This is a genomic window from Methylocaldum sp. GT1TLB (assembly GCF_051027445.1).
Classification (GTDB): Bacteria; Pseudomonadota; Gammaproteobacteria; order Methylococcales; family Methylococcaceae; genus Methylocaldum.
This window is the reverse complement of the sequence record NZ_CP194898.1, coordinates 688,794-703,331: the sequence shown is the minus strand read 5'-3', so window position 1 is coordinate 703,331 and position 14,538 is coordinate 688,794. Positions and strand designations below refer to the sequence as shown.

Sequence of the window (14,538 nt, the reverse complement as noted above, 5' to 3'; positions counted from 1 at the left end):
CTCTCCGCTTATCTTCTGAACATGCGCAGCATGCGCTGGGTGACCCAGAAACCGCCGGCCATGTTGACCGAGGTCAGAACGATGGCGAGCCCCGCCAGGATGGTGATCAACACACCGGGCGAGGAAATCTGGATCAAGGCGCCGATGGCGATGATGCTCGAAATGGCGTTGGTGACGCTCATGAGCGGAGTGTGCAGAGCCGGGGTGACGTTCCAGATCACCATGTAGCCCACGAAACAGGCCAGCACGAAAACGGTGAAGTGGGACATGAACGCCGCCGGAGCCACAGAACCGAGGCCGTAGAACAGGAGACCCGCCACGCCCAGCGTGATGCCGGTTTGCGCCCAGGCGGGCAGCAGCGGCTTCTTTTCCGCCTTCTTGATTTCGACCGGCGGTGCCGGGGTGGCGCCTGCCGGGGCTGCGGTGATTTTCGGCGGTGGCGGCGGCCAGGTGATTTCCCCCTCCTTGATCACCGTGGTTCCGCGTATGACCTCGTCCTCCATGTTGACGTCGATCGTGCCGTCCTTGTTCGGGCACAGCTCTTCCATCAGTCTCAGAAGATTGGTGGCGTACAGCGTGCTGGACTGACGGGCAAGCCGGCTGGGCAGATCGGCATAGCCGATGATGGTGACGCCGTGTCGGAAGACGACTTCGCCCGGGACCGTCAGCTCGCAGTTGCCGCCCTGCTCGGCCGCCAGGTCGACGATGACGCTGCCGGGTTTCATGGATTCCACCATTCCCGCGGTGATCAGTGTGGGCGCGGGCTTGCCCGGAATCAGCGCGGTCGTGATAACGATGTCCACGTCCATGCACTGGCGGGCGATCATTTCCTTTTGGGCCTTTTGGTAGCCCTCGCTCATCACTTTGGCATAGCCGCCGACGCCGGTGCCCTCCTCCTGATAGTTGACTTCCACGAACTCCGCGCCCATGGATTTGACTTGGTCCTTGACTTCCGGGCGGGTATCCGTTGCCCGGACGATGGCGCCGAGACCGTTCGCCGCGCCGAGGGCGGCCAACCCGGCGACGCCGCAGCCGATGACGAATACTTTCGCCGGCGGCACTTTGCCGGCGGCGGTCACCTGTCCCGTGAAGAACCGCCCGAAATGCTGGGCCGCCTCGATCACTGCGCGGTAGCCGGCGATATTCGCCATGGAACTCAAGGCGTCCAGCTTCTGCGCGCGGGAAATGCGGGGCACGCTGTCCATCGCCAGCACGGTGGCTTTCTTGGCCGCGAGCCGTTCCATGAGATCGGGGTTCTGGGCCGGCCAGATAAAGCTGATGAGATTGCCGCCCTCGCGCAAATAGTCGACTTCATCCACGGCCAGCTCGGGATGGACTTGAGGACCACGCACCTTGAGCACGATGTCCGAGCCGGCCCATAAGGATTTAGCATCATCGGCGATGTCGCAGCCGACTTCGCGGTAGGCATCGTCGGAAAAGTTGGCGCTGTCGCCGGCCCCGGTTTCCACGGTCACCGAGAAACCGAGCTTCATGAGTTTTTCGGCCACCTCCGGCACGGTTGCAACACGCTTCTCTCCGGCGTGTATTTCTTTGGGAACCCCAATTCGCATAAAACGTACTCCTCCTAGCGCTATCGAGCGCAACAATTACGAACGTTGTTTTTGTTCAAGAGGGCGAAAACAGGGCGCCAGAAGTCCCGTTCCTGGTGGGACGGAAATAGCTAACTTGCGTGCGACAATGAGAAATTCACAATCTATGTCTCGACAATTGACAAAATTTTCTGGCCCGGCTTAACGACCCCCGCACCTTCTTAAAGTAATTGCCGGGAGAGGTCAACTTATTTTGCCTCTGGCAACCCATCCGGATTGGGCTGCGGAACTCTTTGCAACGCCGCCGATCAGCCGGATTTTTCGGCGACCAGCATGTAGTTGACGCTCATTCCGGGACTTAGCCTGAATTTCCGAGTAAAGGGATCGATCCTGACGCCGGTGCGATCGAAAACACGCATGCCGCTTTCGAGAAGCATGCCTTCCAATTCCTCCGGTTTCGGAAACTTCCGCCAATGATGGGTTCCCTTGGGGAGCCAGCGCAGCACGTATTCGGCGCCGACGATCGCGGTAAGAAAGGATGCGGCCGTCCGGTTGAGCGTGCCGATGACCATCAGCCCTCCGGGCCGGACCAACCGGCCGCAGGCGCTCATGAAGAGCGGCAAATCGGCTACGTGTTCGACGACTTCGAGATTCAAGACGGCATCGTACGATCCGCCCTGTTCGGCCAAACCTTCCGCGGTGCCGCAGGTGTACCGGATCGCCAGACCGCTCGCTTCTGCATGCCGCTGCGCGATGCGGATATTCTTTTCCAGCATGTCGACGCCGTGCACCTCCGCGCCGAGCCGCGCCATCGCTTCGCTCAGCAACCCTCCGCCGCAGCCGATGTCCAAGAGACGAATCCCCTGAAGCGGCACAGCTCGCTTCGCGCTGCGACCGAAGCGTGCGCTCAACCGCTCGGAGATGTAACCGGCTCGAAGCCGATTGAGGCGATGCAAGGGCCAGAATGGGCCGTCGGGGTCCCACCAGGCATGGGCCAGCCGGTCGAAATGCGCCGCCTCGGCGGGATCGATTGTGGTTTTTGTGCTCAAGGTTTATTTTTCCAGAGGAAGGAAGCCCGATATGCGTGCCTTCGTCTTAGCGCGTGGCGAGGAATCGGGATAAAATCGCTTTTTTGATTGGAAAGACCGGATATTCAATGGTTCACGTCGGCATCATCATGGGCAGCAATAGCGACTGGGAGATCATGCAGCATGCCGCCCGTCAGTTGAAAGATTTCAATGTCCCGTTCGAAACGAAGGTGGTCTCCGCTCACCGGACGCCGGATTTGTTGTTTCAATACGCCGAAACGGCGGCCGATCGCGGACTCAAATGCATCATCGCCGGGGCGGGAGGCGCGGCGCATCTGCCCGGCATGATGGCGGCGAAAACCCACCTGCCCGTGCTGGGCGTTCCGGTGCCGACGACATACATGAAAGGCAAGGACTCCCTGTACTCCATCGTCCAGATGCCCAAGGGCATACCGGTCGCGACCTTCGCCATCGGCGAACCGGGCGCGGTGAATGCCGGTCTGTTCGCGGTGGCGCTGCTCGCCGTTCACGATTCGGACTTGGCCGCCAAACTCAAGGCTTATCGCCTTAAGCAAACGGAAGCCGTGCTGGGGCTGACGCTGCCGGAAATCGAATGATGCCGAAAGCAGGCCGCTGATTTTCCGAAACAGGACGTCCTGAAGCTAACTAGAATAAGAACGGCTGTCGTCTATCGACCCGTTCCCGTAGTTCCACATTAACCCTATCGACGATGAAACACATTCTACCGAATGCCATGCTCGGCATCCTGGGCGGTGGTCAATTGGGCCGCATGTTCACCATGGCGGCGCGGGCCATGGGCTATCGCGTCACCGTGCTGGATCCCGACGGCGACAGTCCGGCCGGCGGACTGGCCGATGCGCACATCCGCGCTGCCTACGATGACCGGGCGGCTCTCGACAGACTCGCCGAAACCTGCGCCGCGGTCACCACGGAATTCGAGAATGTCCCGGCCGAAAGCCTCAGCTACCTGGCACAGCGCGTACGGGTAAGCCCTTCGGCGGAATGCGTTTCGATCGCTCAGGACCGTATCGCGGAAAAGCGATACATTTCCGGGGCAGGGCTCGGAGTCGCTCCGTTTCTCGCGATCGAGACCGCCACCGACCTGGATCGGAATCTGGCGGACCACTTGCCCGGCATTCTGAAGCTGGCGCGGCTCGGCTACGACGGCAAGGGCCAAATCCGGGTGAAGACCGTCGAGGAAGCGAAAGCCGCATTCGCCGAACTGGGCGGAAAGTCTTGCGTACTGGAGAGGCAACTGAATCTAAAAACCGAGATTTCAGTCATCATCGCCCGTTCTTCGCCGACCGAAGTAGTCTGCTTCCCCGTGGCGGAAAACCAGCACGAATCGGGAATTCTCGACGTCAGCATCGTGCCGGCCAGGGTTGCGCCGGCCGTCGCGACACACGCGCAAGACATGGCGCTTAAGCTCGCTCAAGCCATGGACTATATCGGCGTCCTGGCGGTGGAATTCTTCGTGCTGGACAACGACGACCTGGTCATCAATGAAATCGCCCCGCGCCCCCACAACAGCGGCCACTATACGCTGGATGCCTGCGCCGCCAGCCAGTTCGAACAACAAGTCCGCGCCTTGTGCGGATTGCCGCCCGCGGATACCCGCTTGCTGAGTCCGGTGGTGATGGTCAATCTTCTGGGCGATATCTGGCGGGACGACGAGCCGGCCTGGGACAAGCTCTTGAGCCAGCCCAACGTCAAACTCCATCTTTATGGCAAGAAGACTGCCCGCATTGGCCGCAAAATGGGACATTTCAACGTGCTGGCCGAAAACGTGGAAGCCGCCTTGTCGCAGGCACTGGAACTGAAACAGATGCTCCAGGCTTAGCCGGAAAAGCGGCGCTTCCGGCAAGCTGGCGGATCATGCCGAAAGACCCCCTTCAGGTCCTGCGCAGCGTCTTTGGCTACGAACGGTTTCGCGGCCAGCAGCGCGCCGTCATCGATCATCTGACGGCAGGGGGCGATGCGCTGGTGCTGATGCCCACCGGCGGCGGCAAGTCGCTCTGCTACCAGATTCCCGCGCTAATCCGCCCCGGTACGGGTGTCGTGGTCTCGCCCCTGATCGCCCTGATGCAGGATCAGGTCGAAACCCTGCTCCAACTCGGCGTTCGAGCCGCCTTTCTGAATTCCACCCTGGCTTACGACACACAGCGCCAGGTCGAGCAGAACTTTCTGGACGGCCAACTGGACCTCCTCTACGTCGCGCCCGAACGTCTCTTGACCGAGCGCGTGCAGGCGCTCATCGGGCGGGCCGAAGTCAGTTTATTCGCCATAGACGAAGCGCACTGCGTGTCCCAGTGGGGCCACGACTTCCGCGCCGATTACTGGCAGCTCTCCTTGCTGCACGAACGTTTTCCCGGCATTCCCAGAATCGGCTTGACCGCCACCGCCGACGAGCGGACCCGGCAGGAGATCGTCGAGCGCCTCGGACTGCAGGAGGCCAGGGTCTTTTGCAGCGGTTTCGACCGGCCCAACATACGCTACCGGATATCGCCCAAGCAGGACGCGCGCCGGCAGCTGGTTCAGTTTCTCCGAAACGAACATCCGGGAGATGCCGGCATCGTTTACTGCCTGTCGCGAAAAAAGGTGGAATCGACCGCGGAATGGCTCCGCGCTCAAGGATTCTCCGCCCTGCCCTACCATGCCGGCCTTTCCGCCGAGGAACGCCAGAAAAACCAGCGGCGATTTCTGATGGAGGAAGGCGTGATCGTCGTGGCGACGATCGCCTTCGGCATGGGCATAGATAAACCCAATGTCCGTTTCGTCGCGCACCTCGACCTGCCCAAGAGCCTCGAGGCTTATTATCAGGAGACCGGACGCGCGGGACGCGACGGCTTGCCGGCCAATGCCTGGATGATTTACGGCTTGCAGGATGTGATCACCTTGCGGCAAATGGTGGAGGCCTCCCAAGCGGATGAACTGCATAAACGGGTCGAGCGCCACAAACTCGATTCGATGCTCGGCTTCTGCGAGCTGACCGGTTGCCGTAGGCAAGCGTTGCTCCGCTACTTCGGCGAAATCTCCGACAAACCCTGCGGCAATTGCGACAACTGCCTCAACCCGCCGGACACCTGGGACGGCACCGACGCCGCCCGCAAGGCATTGTCCTGCGTCTACCGCACCGGCCAGCGCTTCGGCGTTCACCACATCATCGACGTACTGCGCGGCAAGTCCAACGAGAGAATACAGCGGCTGGGTCACGACAGGCTCAGCACCTTCGGCATCGGTCACGCCATGGACGAGAAACAGTGGCTCTCGGTATTCCGTCAGATCATCGCCCAAGGCTATTTGACGGTGGACTGGGAGGCTCACGGCGCACTCCGTCTGACCGAGGAATGCCGCCCGGTACTGCGCAGCGAAGTCGACCTTCGGCTAAGGCGGGACAGTTACAAGGAGGCCTCGAGCGGCCGACGCCAGACCGTCGAACGCTTTTCCAACCCGGAAGACGAGCGTCTCTGGCAAGCCTTGCGCGCCTTGCGGCGCACGCTGGCCGAGGAGCAGGACGTGCCTGCTTACGTGATTTTTCAGGACGCCGTTCTGATGGAAATGGTCCAGTCGAGACCGACCAGCCGCACCGAAATGAGCCGCCTGGCGGGCATCGGCGAACGCAAGCTGGAGCTCTACGGCGACGAGTTTCTGTCGGTCATCCTGGAGCACGGAAGCAGCGACGGTTCGGCCTCGACCGCCAGCACGACGGCAGACGAAAGCCTGGCGCTATTCCGGCTCGGCATGAACGCCGAACAGATCGCTTATCAGCGCGGATTGACGATTTCGACCGTCTACGGCCATCTGGCCAGGGCCATCGAAACCGGGGCCGTGGAACTCGGCGAGGTGGTGGGTTTGAGCGATTCGGAAATCGGAGAAATAGAAGCAGCGTGGCAGAGCCTGCCGGAAGACCAACGGCGCGCCCTCAAGCCGCTATACCAGGCGCTGAACGGCAAATACAGCTATGAAGTGCTTCGTTGCGTGCGGGCCTATTACGACAGGCTGCGTAACTCGCCTGACTCCGAGGCATAGAGTGAACGCCCCCTCGGTGGGTTTATACGGTGCGCGTCTAAACCTGCCGGCGCAAATCCGGTCTTTCGAGACGCCCTAACCCACCCGTCCATGGTCCCTTTCAATCGCAAACCGGCGCCGACAGGAGCCACCCAACTGACGTAGGTCGGGAATCCTTTCCCGACGCAACGGGTCGGCAAGCGGGTGCGTCGGCAAAGGATTGCCGACCTACTTCGCTCATTCGGTGGGTTACGGTGCGCTTCCAGCCAGCCGGACTAAATCCGGTCTCTCGGGGCGCACCTAACCCACCCTACCATGGCTGCACTTCTAGAACCGTCTTTCCGCTTAATCCGCGTACCTCTCGTACAACCGCATCAGCATGGCGAGTTCTCCTTCCTGCGGCACGCACCAGCCGTCGAACTGGATGTCCTTTAGGATGCTCTTACCCTGCTCGTCGTCGCCCATGCCGGTAAAGACTTTCGCGACGGATTCCCCGAGGTCGGCGATTTGCGGGCTCGCGCAAAGAAGATGGAAGGCAAACTGGGTGTCGCTTTCGTCCACGACACGGGTATTGTTTCGAGTGAGATTGGACAGGCCGTAATAGGTCTTCTTCAGCATGAACAAGACATCCGACTGTTCCTTGAGAAGCAATTGCAGCGCTTTGATTTCGTTGCCCGCGAAGTGATGCTGGAACTTGGACGAGTCCAGCCCGTTCTCGTCGCAAAGGAAACGACCCAGCAGGTAGACGAAACTGCCCTGCGAAGCCGTGACTGCGCGGACGTCTCCCATGTCGGCGAGTGACCGCTCGTCGTTGGCGCGCATGACGATCACTACTTCGTCGGCCTCCCCCAAGGGCCGCAGCAATGGCACGAACTGCTGCCGCCGAATCATGGCACAGGCTTCGAAGGGCTTGGCGAAGAAGATGTCCACCGTTTCGTGGCCGATCTCATGTCCCGCCGGCAACTGCTCGAAATGGATCGCACGCTGCAAGTGCCGTTGCAAATAGGTATTGAGCAGGTACCAGCCGCTCAATTGAGCACCGACCTGTAGACTGGCCACGAAATTCAGTTTGCCCCGGGGATGCGGCGAACCCGATTCGACGGGACGCTCGGGTGCGGCTCGTACGGCGCTGACCACGGACGGCTGGGCCCGCTCCGACGGCAGGCTGACATCGGTGGTGAGAAAACGGCCTAGCCCCGTGATCTTGAACAGCATCGCGACCATGCGATTGGGGTTATTGACTTCGATCTTGATACCCTGCCTTTCCCAGTGTTCGAACAGCTTGAGGAGCAGAGACAGGCCCATTGAATTGACCCGCTCGACCTGTTTGAAATCCAAACTGACGCGGGCGTTGGCCGGAATGCCGTTCAACTGACCGAGGGTCTGCGCGGAATGGGCGTCTACCGAACCGGCAAAGGCGTAGCACAGCACGCCTTCCTCGCCGGACGGCAGGCTGTTAATGAAAAGTGAATCTGCCAGAGTCATGGCTTACAACCTCATCGTGCTCGCTGTGGTAGAGGAACTGGAATCCGGTTTTCAAGCCGACCTGCAAGGGCCGGCTCAGATCCCACAGAGTGGTGATCTGGGTACGGCGATGCGGTGTGACGCGCACCTGCAAGTAATCCGACATACGCCACATCAGATATAACCCGGCTCCACCGATACCGGCTTCGACGCCTTTCGCAAGCGTGTGAGTCAGATGGTCCAGGAAGATTGCCGGGGTCAAGGTGCCCCAGTTATCGGTAACCGACAAACCGATGGTGTCGGAACCTACCGCCAGGTGGATGCGCACGTGTTCGTTCTCGGACAGATTCCGCGTCGTTCCCTTCAGATAAAACGGGCGGCTTTGGCCGTCACGGGGCGCGCCGTACAACGAGTTCTCCACCATTTCGTCGAGGACCAACAGGATAGACTCGAGTTGGTCCGGCGCCATGACGCCCAGTTCCTCCAGCCAGGCGCGACCTTCCTCCATGAAGAACAGTTTGTCGTCGCTGTGGGTGAGCTGGAATTGCCGCTCCGCGACGCGCCCCGGGACGAGACAGTAAATATCATCATCCGGCGATGCTTGATGCTGACTGAGCAAATGTTCCCAACCGAGCCGATGGTAAAAGGCATCGTCGCGGGGCAATACCCGGCGGATACCGTCCACGCTGAGGCGCGGCAAGAGGTCGTGAAACTCGCCTTCGGACAGGAAAACCACCAGCTGGCGCGAGGTCGGCGAGGTAAAGTGATCGCTTTGGCCTCGGTAAAATCCCTCGGTGATGCGGATGAGCTGAGCCGAGTCCTCGTCGCGCGCGGCCTGGACCTCCACGCGATCGGTATGCTCCAGCACGGCCACGGTCACATCGTCGTCGAAATGGTCGCGTCCGCCGTAAGCCTTGAGTGCAGCGAGAATTTTTTCTTCCAGCACGCGCGGCTCGGCCTCGGCGTTTTCGTTCAGAATGGCTTCTAGCCGCTCGTAGCCGAAGGGTTCGCCGCGCGCCGATTCCTGTTCCACCACGCCATCGGTGTAGAGGAATATCCGGTCGCCGATATCGAGTTGCAGATCCAGTTCTACCGAGAGGTAATCGGAATCGCGGCTCTTTCCCAAGGGCAAGCCGCCCCCCTCGATCATGGTCCAGTGCTTATCCCCGCGCCGCTTGAGGTAAGGCAGCACGTGTCCGGCGTTGGCGAAGCGCAAGTGACCGGTGCGGCTGTCCAGACTCAGACAGCCCATGGTCATCAGCAACGACTGGTGCGCCGTTGCCAACATGGTTTCGTTGAGGGAACGAAGGATCTCCGCGGGGCGGGTCACCCCTTCATTCGCCAGCGGATAGAGACCTGCCTTGGCGGCGCTCACCATGGTGCCCGCCGCCACGCCGTGCCCGCTCACGTCGCCGATCACCATAACGGCGTAATAGCCGCCGACCTTGTAATAGTCGTAGTAGTCGCCGCCCACCTCGCTGGAAGTAGTCAAGGAGGCGACGCCGTGTACGCCCGGCAGAACGATGTCGGGGCTCGGCAGAATGGAATGCTGCAAGGCGGCGGCGAGGTTGATTTCTTCCTGCAGTCGGCTGCTCAGCTTTTCCAGTTCCACCAGGGTGGCTTGCAGACGATCTTCCGCCCGCTTGCGCTCGGTAATGTCGTCGCCGGTGATGAGGAACAGGACCGGCTGCTTGCTGTCCTGATCGCGGACCACCGTGGCATGCCAGATGATGTCCACCAGTTCCTCGCTACGGATTCGCATGGGAACTTCCGTCCCGGTCTCGCCGGACAGACCGCCCTGCACGACATCGTCGAACAAAACCCGCATTTGGCCCTGCTGTTCGGGCGTAAAGAGCATGGCAAAGAACTCGCTACCGCGCACCTCGTCCTCGGTCCAGCCGGAGATTTCCTGGGCATAGCGGTTGAACAAGATGATCTTGCCTCGGGTGTCCAAACCGATGATCAGCGCTTGAGCCGTATTGATGATGTTTTCGTTGAAGTCCCTCTGGGCCTGTAGGTTCGCCATGCTGTCCTTGAGGCGCTTGACCAGAGGATTCAAGAGGCCCATGCCGCCGAAAGCCAAGGCAAACAGGAACAGCGCCAGCATCACGCCTTGTAGGTCTTGGGTATTTTGCAGGCGGAAGTCGGCATTTTGCTGGTAATACGCCACCACCTTGTCGAGGCCGGAGAGGATCTTTTCGGGGGCGTCGGAAGTGAGATACTGAAAATACGGATCGTCCGAATTGACGGCATCCACCGGCCGCGACAATAGCTTACGTATCGCCTCGATGTAAGCATTGATCTGTTGATCGAGTTTGATCGGATCTTCGAAGTAGATGAGGCGCAGTTCCGGAGCCAGTTCGCCCGGCTCGGCCAGTAGACGCGGCCCCTGGCGCACCAGGCGATCGCCGTTCCTGAGATAACCGTGCATGTTCTCGAACAGGCTGATGGTATCCACCATCTGCTGTCGGATGGCCTGGCGCTCGACATGGCTTTCGGTGGCTGTCATTTTCATCGCCAGAACCACGCCGCGCTCCACCAACATGCGCTCGTGGCCGGCCAGGTTCAAGGCAGCGGCGCTGCCCTCCTGACTGCGAAGGTCGGCGATCAGAACGGCGTAGCTCACGACGGCCGTCATCGCCAGAAGGCCCAGCACGGTGCCGTACTGGTCCAATGCCCAGCCGAGAGACTCTCGAAAAAAACCTTGCATTTTCGAGGGTGTTTGCTGGGACAAGGGAAACTTTCCGGGCTCCATAAGTTCTCCTTCCTCTTTCCGTTCTATTAATGAATGCCCCCTTGTAGGGCATTCATTAATAGTAGATGGATTTGTAAACTTCGCCCGAAATGTTGATCTAGATCAGTAACTGATGCTCACAGCTCCAATATATTTGAGAATTTTTGCGTCAGAATGGCGCCTCATGGGACCACGGCGCCGGTGTCGAGGAGCGTAGCGGAAGCACAGCGCGGTGAACGGGAATATGGGGACGTTGCAGGATCTTATTGCTAGTCTTCGGTCTTAGTATGGATAACCCTCACCTCTTAAAAAGGCCGGAATGATCCGACATCGAAAGCCAATCACGGAACCCTGGCCCGAATAGTCGATTGGGCATCGGCCGACGGTCACTCGGCGGGAAACCAACTTCGCCACAGCGCTTCCTACGCGGACCGGCTTGTTTGCCCATCACGTACTTTTTGCCGATTTGTCTGACGTTCCCGCAGAATTACCATCCAATTGCCAGAGACCGCTCGGCCGCGTTCGCGAATCCGTGAAAAACGGAGTATGCACTCTTGGCATCAGCGAACGACTCGCGCACAAGGCCAAGATAGTTCCATTGTCAAGCAGTCATGGCAAAGAAACGCACTCAAAAAACACGGGACGAATCGCAGTCCAAGAAAACCTCACCGTCAACGCATGTCGCCTTGTCCCCAAAGCACCCGCTCATGATCGTCGGCACCGGTACCTCTGCCGGCGGCTTCGAAGCTTTCAAGGAGCAGCAAAACCTTCTCAGAATTGTGCTGGTTCCCAAACTCCAGCTTGGGAACCCAGTGCCAACTCGGGCGTCTCGGATATGGCTTCCAAGCGGGAGCCTGGAAGCCAGCGAAAGCCCTGTTGGAAGCATCCCGATTAAAACGACCCCTTGCTATTGAAATGAGAAGTGGGCCGTAACGCACGGGCAAACGCCCGACTCACTCGTTGCCGGCTTCTTCGTCGAGACTGGCTATGTTTTTTCTGCCGTTGAGCAATACGGTACGGATCACGTCGGCGTTTTGTTCGGTTTCCTTCGCCTGATCCGAAAACCTTTGCTCCGAAAAGACGCTGCCGTGCTCGTGGCATTGCGCGGCCATGCGCTTTAGCAGGGCTGCCCGTTCCTCCAGGGAACGGATTGCGGACCAAAGGGCGACTTCAAGCGTTTCGGCCTGTTCATTGAGCAGGCTTTCCGTGGAAAACGCATGTCCGACATGGCAGCGGTACTTAACCATTTCGCCGTGGCCGAGTTCCCACATCACCCCGCCGCATTCCGGACAGGTCAGGACACTGGCAAGGCGCGGGTTTCCCCCGGATTCGAACTGTCTTATGTCCTTTTTGACAATCTCACGCTCTTTTTCTGTTTCATCCGGCATGGGGGCACCTCGTCGTTGTCGCACGGGCTGTTGGGCTAACTGCTCGATGGTTGCGGCAATGCCCGCGACGGGCAGGATGTAGTCGACCGCGACGCTTTCGATGGCGTTCAGCGGCATCTCGGAGAAAATGGCTTCCTGTGGATCCTGGACTATCACTATCCCGCCGGCGTTCTTGATGGATTTGAGTCCGAAACTGCCGTCGCCGAGCGTGCCCGATAAAATGACTCCTATCACGCGAGAGTCGTATATCCTCGCCGCCGAGCGGAAAAGCGGATCGATCGCGGGGCGGAAGCCGTTCTCCCTGGGGCCTCCCGAAAGATGAATCTTCCCGTCTCTGAGCACCAGATGCCGGTTAGGCGGGGCGACGTAGATATGCCCCCGCCGAATCGTCTCGCCGTCATCCGGGTGGGTGGCCGGGAGCGGTCCATTTCGCTGGAGAATATTCGGCAGAAAGCTCGTACTATGACTTGGGACATGAAGGACAACGAGAAGGGTCGCCTCAAGATCGGAAGACAGATCGCCGACCAGATTTTTCAACGCTTCCACGCCTCCCGCCGAGGCGCCGATGACGATCATGTCGCGGGTATGCATCGTACGGGTTTTTATTCCAAATACTTACTTAGACCCGAAGGACGCCGAATGGTTGATCAAGGGCGAAATTGGATCGACGTTCGGGTACAACGGATAGGAGTAACTCGACCACCCCTCCAAATCGCTTTCAATCAGGAATCGATTTTCGTAGGGTGGGTTAGGCGCACATTCGCACCGGCCGACTGCCGATCACTGCGCTTCGCGTGCGCCGTAACCCGCCGAGCGACCTTCCATCGGCGGGTTACGCGGGGCCTGTCCTGAGCCCTTCGACGATGCTCGGGACAGGCTTGTCGAAGGGCCTGTCCTGAGCGGAGACTAGGGCTAACCCGCCATCGATGGGTTTCGCTTCGCTCTACCCATCCTACGATGAATGTTCACTCGAATGTCGAATGGAATTAGACCGTGGCGAATTCTTCCCGCGAATAACGGGCGGTTCCGAATCGGTAGTCGCTTTGGAGGCAGTGATCCAGCCAGCGGGTGAGGAAGTAGTTCAGCGACCATTTGTAATCGAGCACGCTCTTGGCGCTGGACCGGTCCCTCACCGCATCGAGGACCACCGGTCGGCAGTGGTCGCTGAGCGCTTCGGCGGTCTTGGCGTCCAGACTGACGCGGATTCTCACCGCCGGCTCGAAACCCCGCACGAAATCGTGGGTAAGCTCCAGCGTCAGGGTATAAGGCGACCTTTCGAGCAACCTCAGATGCAGGGACGGCTTGCCGTTGACTTGGGCGACGGCGGTCTCGTCGATGCGGTCCAAGTCGGGAATCAGGTGCGCCAGTTTCTCGTAGTTCGATTCGCAGACTTTTTGCAGCCAGAAGGATTTTTCTGCGGGCTGGAAAATGCTCATTACCGGTAAAAACGATCTCTCAAAATTCACTGTAGGTAGCGCAGGCGCTGGATGTCTCCCATAAGGTCACGCTCCTGACGTTGTATCCTCGGCTCGCGACGTGTCCGAATATCAGCTTGGCCAGATACTCGGCCGTAGGATGCTCGTCGAGCGCCAGAAAACGTTCTCCGGCCGAAACTAGCGCCGGCAGGAGTGGGTCATCCTTGTGCAGAAGCAGATTGTGATCGAGCTGCCGGTCGATATACTCCGACGCGACGGCGCTGATCTCCGCGAAATCGCAGACCATGCCCTGTTCGTTCAAACTTTCGGCAATCACGGTAATTGCTGCCTTGACACTATGACCATGGAGATGACGGCACTTGCCCGTATGTTCCATTAGACGGTGTCCGTAGCAAAAATACACTTCTTTGGTAATCGTAAACATGAATTGCGACAAGGATATTGACCAGCGATTTCACTCGCTCTTGATGCCTTTGATGGCGCCGGCAATTCGGTAACCACCCGCTTCGCTCTCCGCGCAGCGGATCGTTTCGATATAGGCGGTCAGAGGCGGGGTGATTTTGTTCTGCGGAACGAGGCACACTTCGACGGCTTTGCCGACATCTAAAGGAATATCGGCCTCGAACAAGATGCCGGAGCCGCTGATATTTACACATACCCCCTCATGTACAATATCGCTGTCGGCCAGCCGGAAGGTCATCTTGCAATCGGCCTGCATGCGGATGAAATCCCGCTTTTCGTCGTACTCCAGCATAGCTGTGCATCTCCCCCTTTAGGTTTCCCGGTATTCTAACCGATAGATCATAGCCGAAGTCGTTCGGACGATTCCGATTTCGGGTTTGGCAATGCGCGCCCTTTTATGCCATAGTGCCGCGCCTAAATCGACACAACCTGTTGGAACGACGCAGT

Annotated in this window: 11 protein-coding genes; 3 read left to right on the top strand and 8 right to left on the bottom strand. The window is 59.3% G+C overall.

Features of this window, described 5'->3' with window-relative positions:
- Positions 1–8: 8 nt before the first annotated feature.
- Together ACR2R1_RS03000 and ubiG are read right to left on the bottom strand one after the other, a co-directional pair.
- Positions 9–1,571, bottom strand: a complete 1,563-nt coding sequence (locus ACR2R1_RS03000; protein ID WP_434112605.1) for a Re/Si-specific NAD(P)(+) transhydrogenase subunit alpha — start codon at positions 1,569–1,571, stop codon at positions 9–11.
- Between the two features lie 287 nt (positions 1,572–1,858).
- Entirely contained in the window at positions 1,859–2,599 is a 741-nt protein-coding gene (gene ubiG, locus ACR2R1_RS02995) for a bifunctional 2-polyprenyl-6-hydroxyphenol methylase/3-demethylubiquinol 3-O-methyltransferase UbiG (protein WP_434112603.1), read from the bottom strand.
- 107 nt (positions 2,600–2,706) lie between these two features.
- Here ubiG and purE point away from each other — a divergent pair, with 107 nt between their 5' ends.
- The 3 genes from purE (at position 2,707) to recQ (ending at position 6,628) form a co-directional block, all read left to right on the top strand.
- Positions 2,707–3,195, top strand: coding sequence for a 5-(carboxyamino)imidazole ribonucleotide mutase (gene purE, locus ACR2R1_RS02990; protein ID WP_133715962.1), 489 nt, complete (start codon positions 2,707–2,709; stop codon positions 3,193–3,195).
- 113 nt (positions 3,196–3,308) lie between these two features.
- Entirely contained in the window at positions 3,309–4,439 is a 1,131-nt protein-coding gene (locus ACR2R1_RS02985) for a 5-(carboxyamino)imidazole ribonucleotide synthase (protein WP_434112601.1), read from the top strand.
- Between the two features lie 35 nt (positions 4,440–4,474).
- Positions 4,475–6,628, top strand: coding sequence for a DNA helicase RecQ (gene recQ / locus ACR2R1_RS02980; protein WP_434112599.1), 2,154 nt, complete (start codon positions 4,475–4,477; stop codon positions 6,626–6,628).
- 324 nt (positions 6,629–6,952) lie between these two features.
- On the opposite strand, the gene ACR2R1_RS02975 is transcribed toward recQ, so the two are convergent.
- From ACR2R1_RS02975 to ACR2R1_RS02950, 6 genes are all read right to left on the bottom strand, one after another.
- Positions 6,953–8,092, bottom strand: a complete 1,140-nt coding sequence (locus tag ACR2R1_RS02975; RefSeq protein WP_133715959.1) for a PhnD/SsuA/transferrin family substrate-binding protein — start codon at positions 8,090–8,092, stop codon at positions 6,953–6,955.
- Positions 8,064–10,826: a SpoIIE family protein phosphatase gene (locus tag ACR2R1_RS02970; RefSeq protein ID WP_240502451.1), complete on the bottom strand. Its 2,763-nt coding sequence runs from the start codon at positions 10,824–10,826 to the stop codon at positions 8,064–8,066. The genes ACR2R1_RS02975 and ACR2R1_RS02970 overlap by 29 nt, the downstream gene beginning before the upstream one ends.
- 932 nt (positions 10,827–11,758) lie before the next feature.
- Positions 11,759–12,784 carry a chemotaxis protein CheB gene (locus ACR2R1_RS02965; protein WP_434112597.1) on the bottom strand — a complete coding sequence of 342 codons (1,026 nt, stop codon included), beginning with the start codon at positions 12,782–12,784 and terminating at the stop codon, positions 11,759–11,761.
- Between the two features lie 395 nt (positions 12,785–13,179).
- The gene (locus ACR2R1_RS02960; RefSeq protein ID WP_077729558.1) at positions 13,180–13,629 is read right to left on the bottom strand and encodes a DUF1249 domain-containing protein; all 450 of its coding nucleotides are present in this window, start codon (positions 13,627–13,629) and stop codon (positions 13,180–13,182) included.
- A gap of 19 nt (positions 13,630–13,648) precedes the next feature.
- Positions 13,649–14,053 carry a 6-pyruvoyl trahydropterin synthase family protein gene (locus ACR2R1_RS02955; protein ID WP_077729560.1) on the bottom strand — a complete coding sequence of 135 codons (405 nt, stop codon included), beginning with the start codon at positions 14,051–14,053 and terminating at the stop codon, positions 13,649–13,651.
- Positions 14,054–14,083: 30 nt separating this feature from the next.
- A complete protein-coding gene (locus ACR2R1_RS02950) occupies positions 14,084–14,383 on the bottom strand; it encodes a PilZ domain-containing protein (protein ID WP_156881841.1) in 300 nt (99 codons plus the stop codon).
- Between the last annotated feature and the right edge of the window lie 155 nt (positions 14,384–14,538).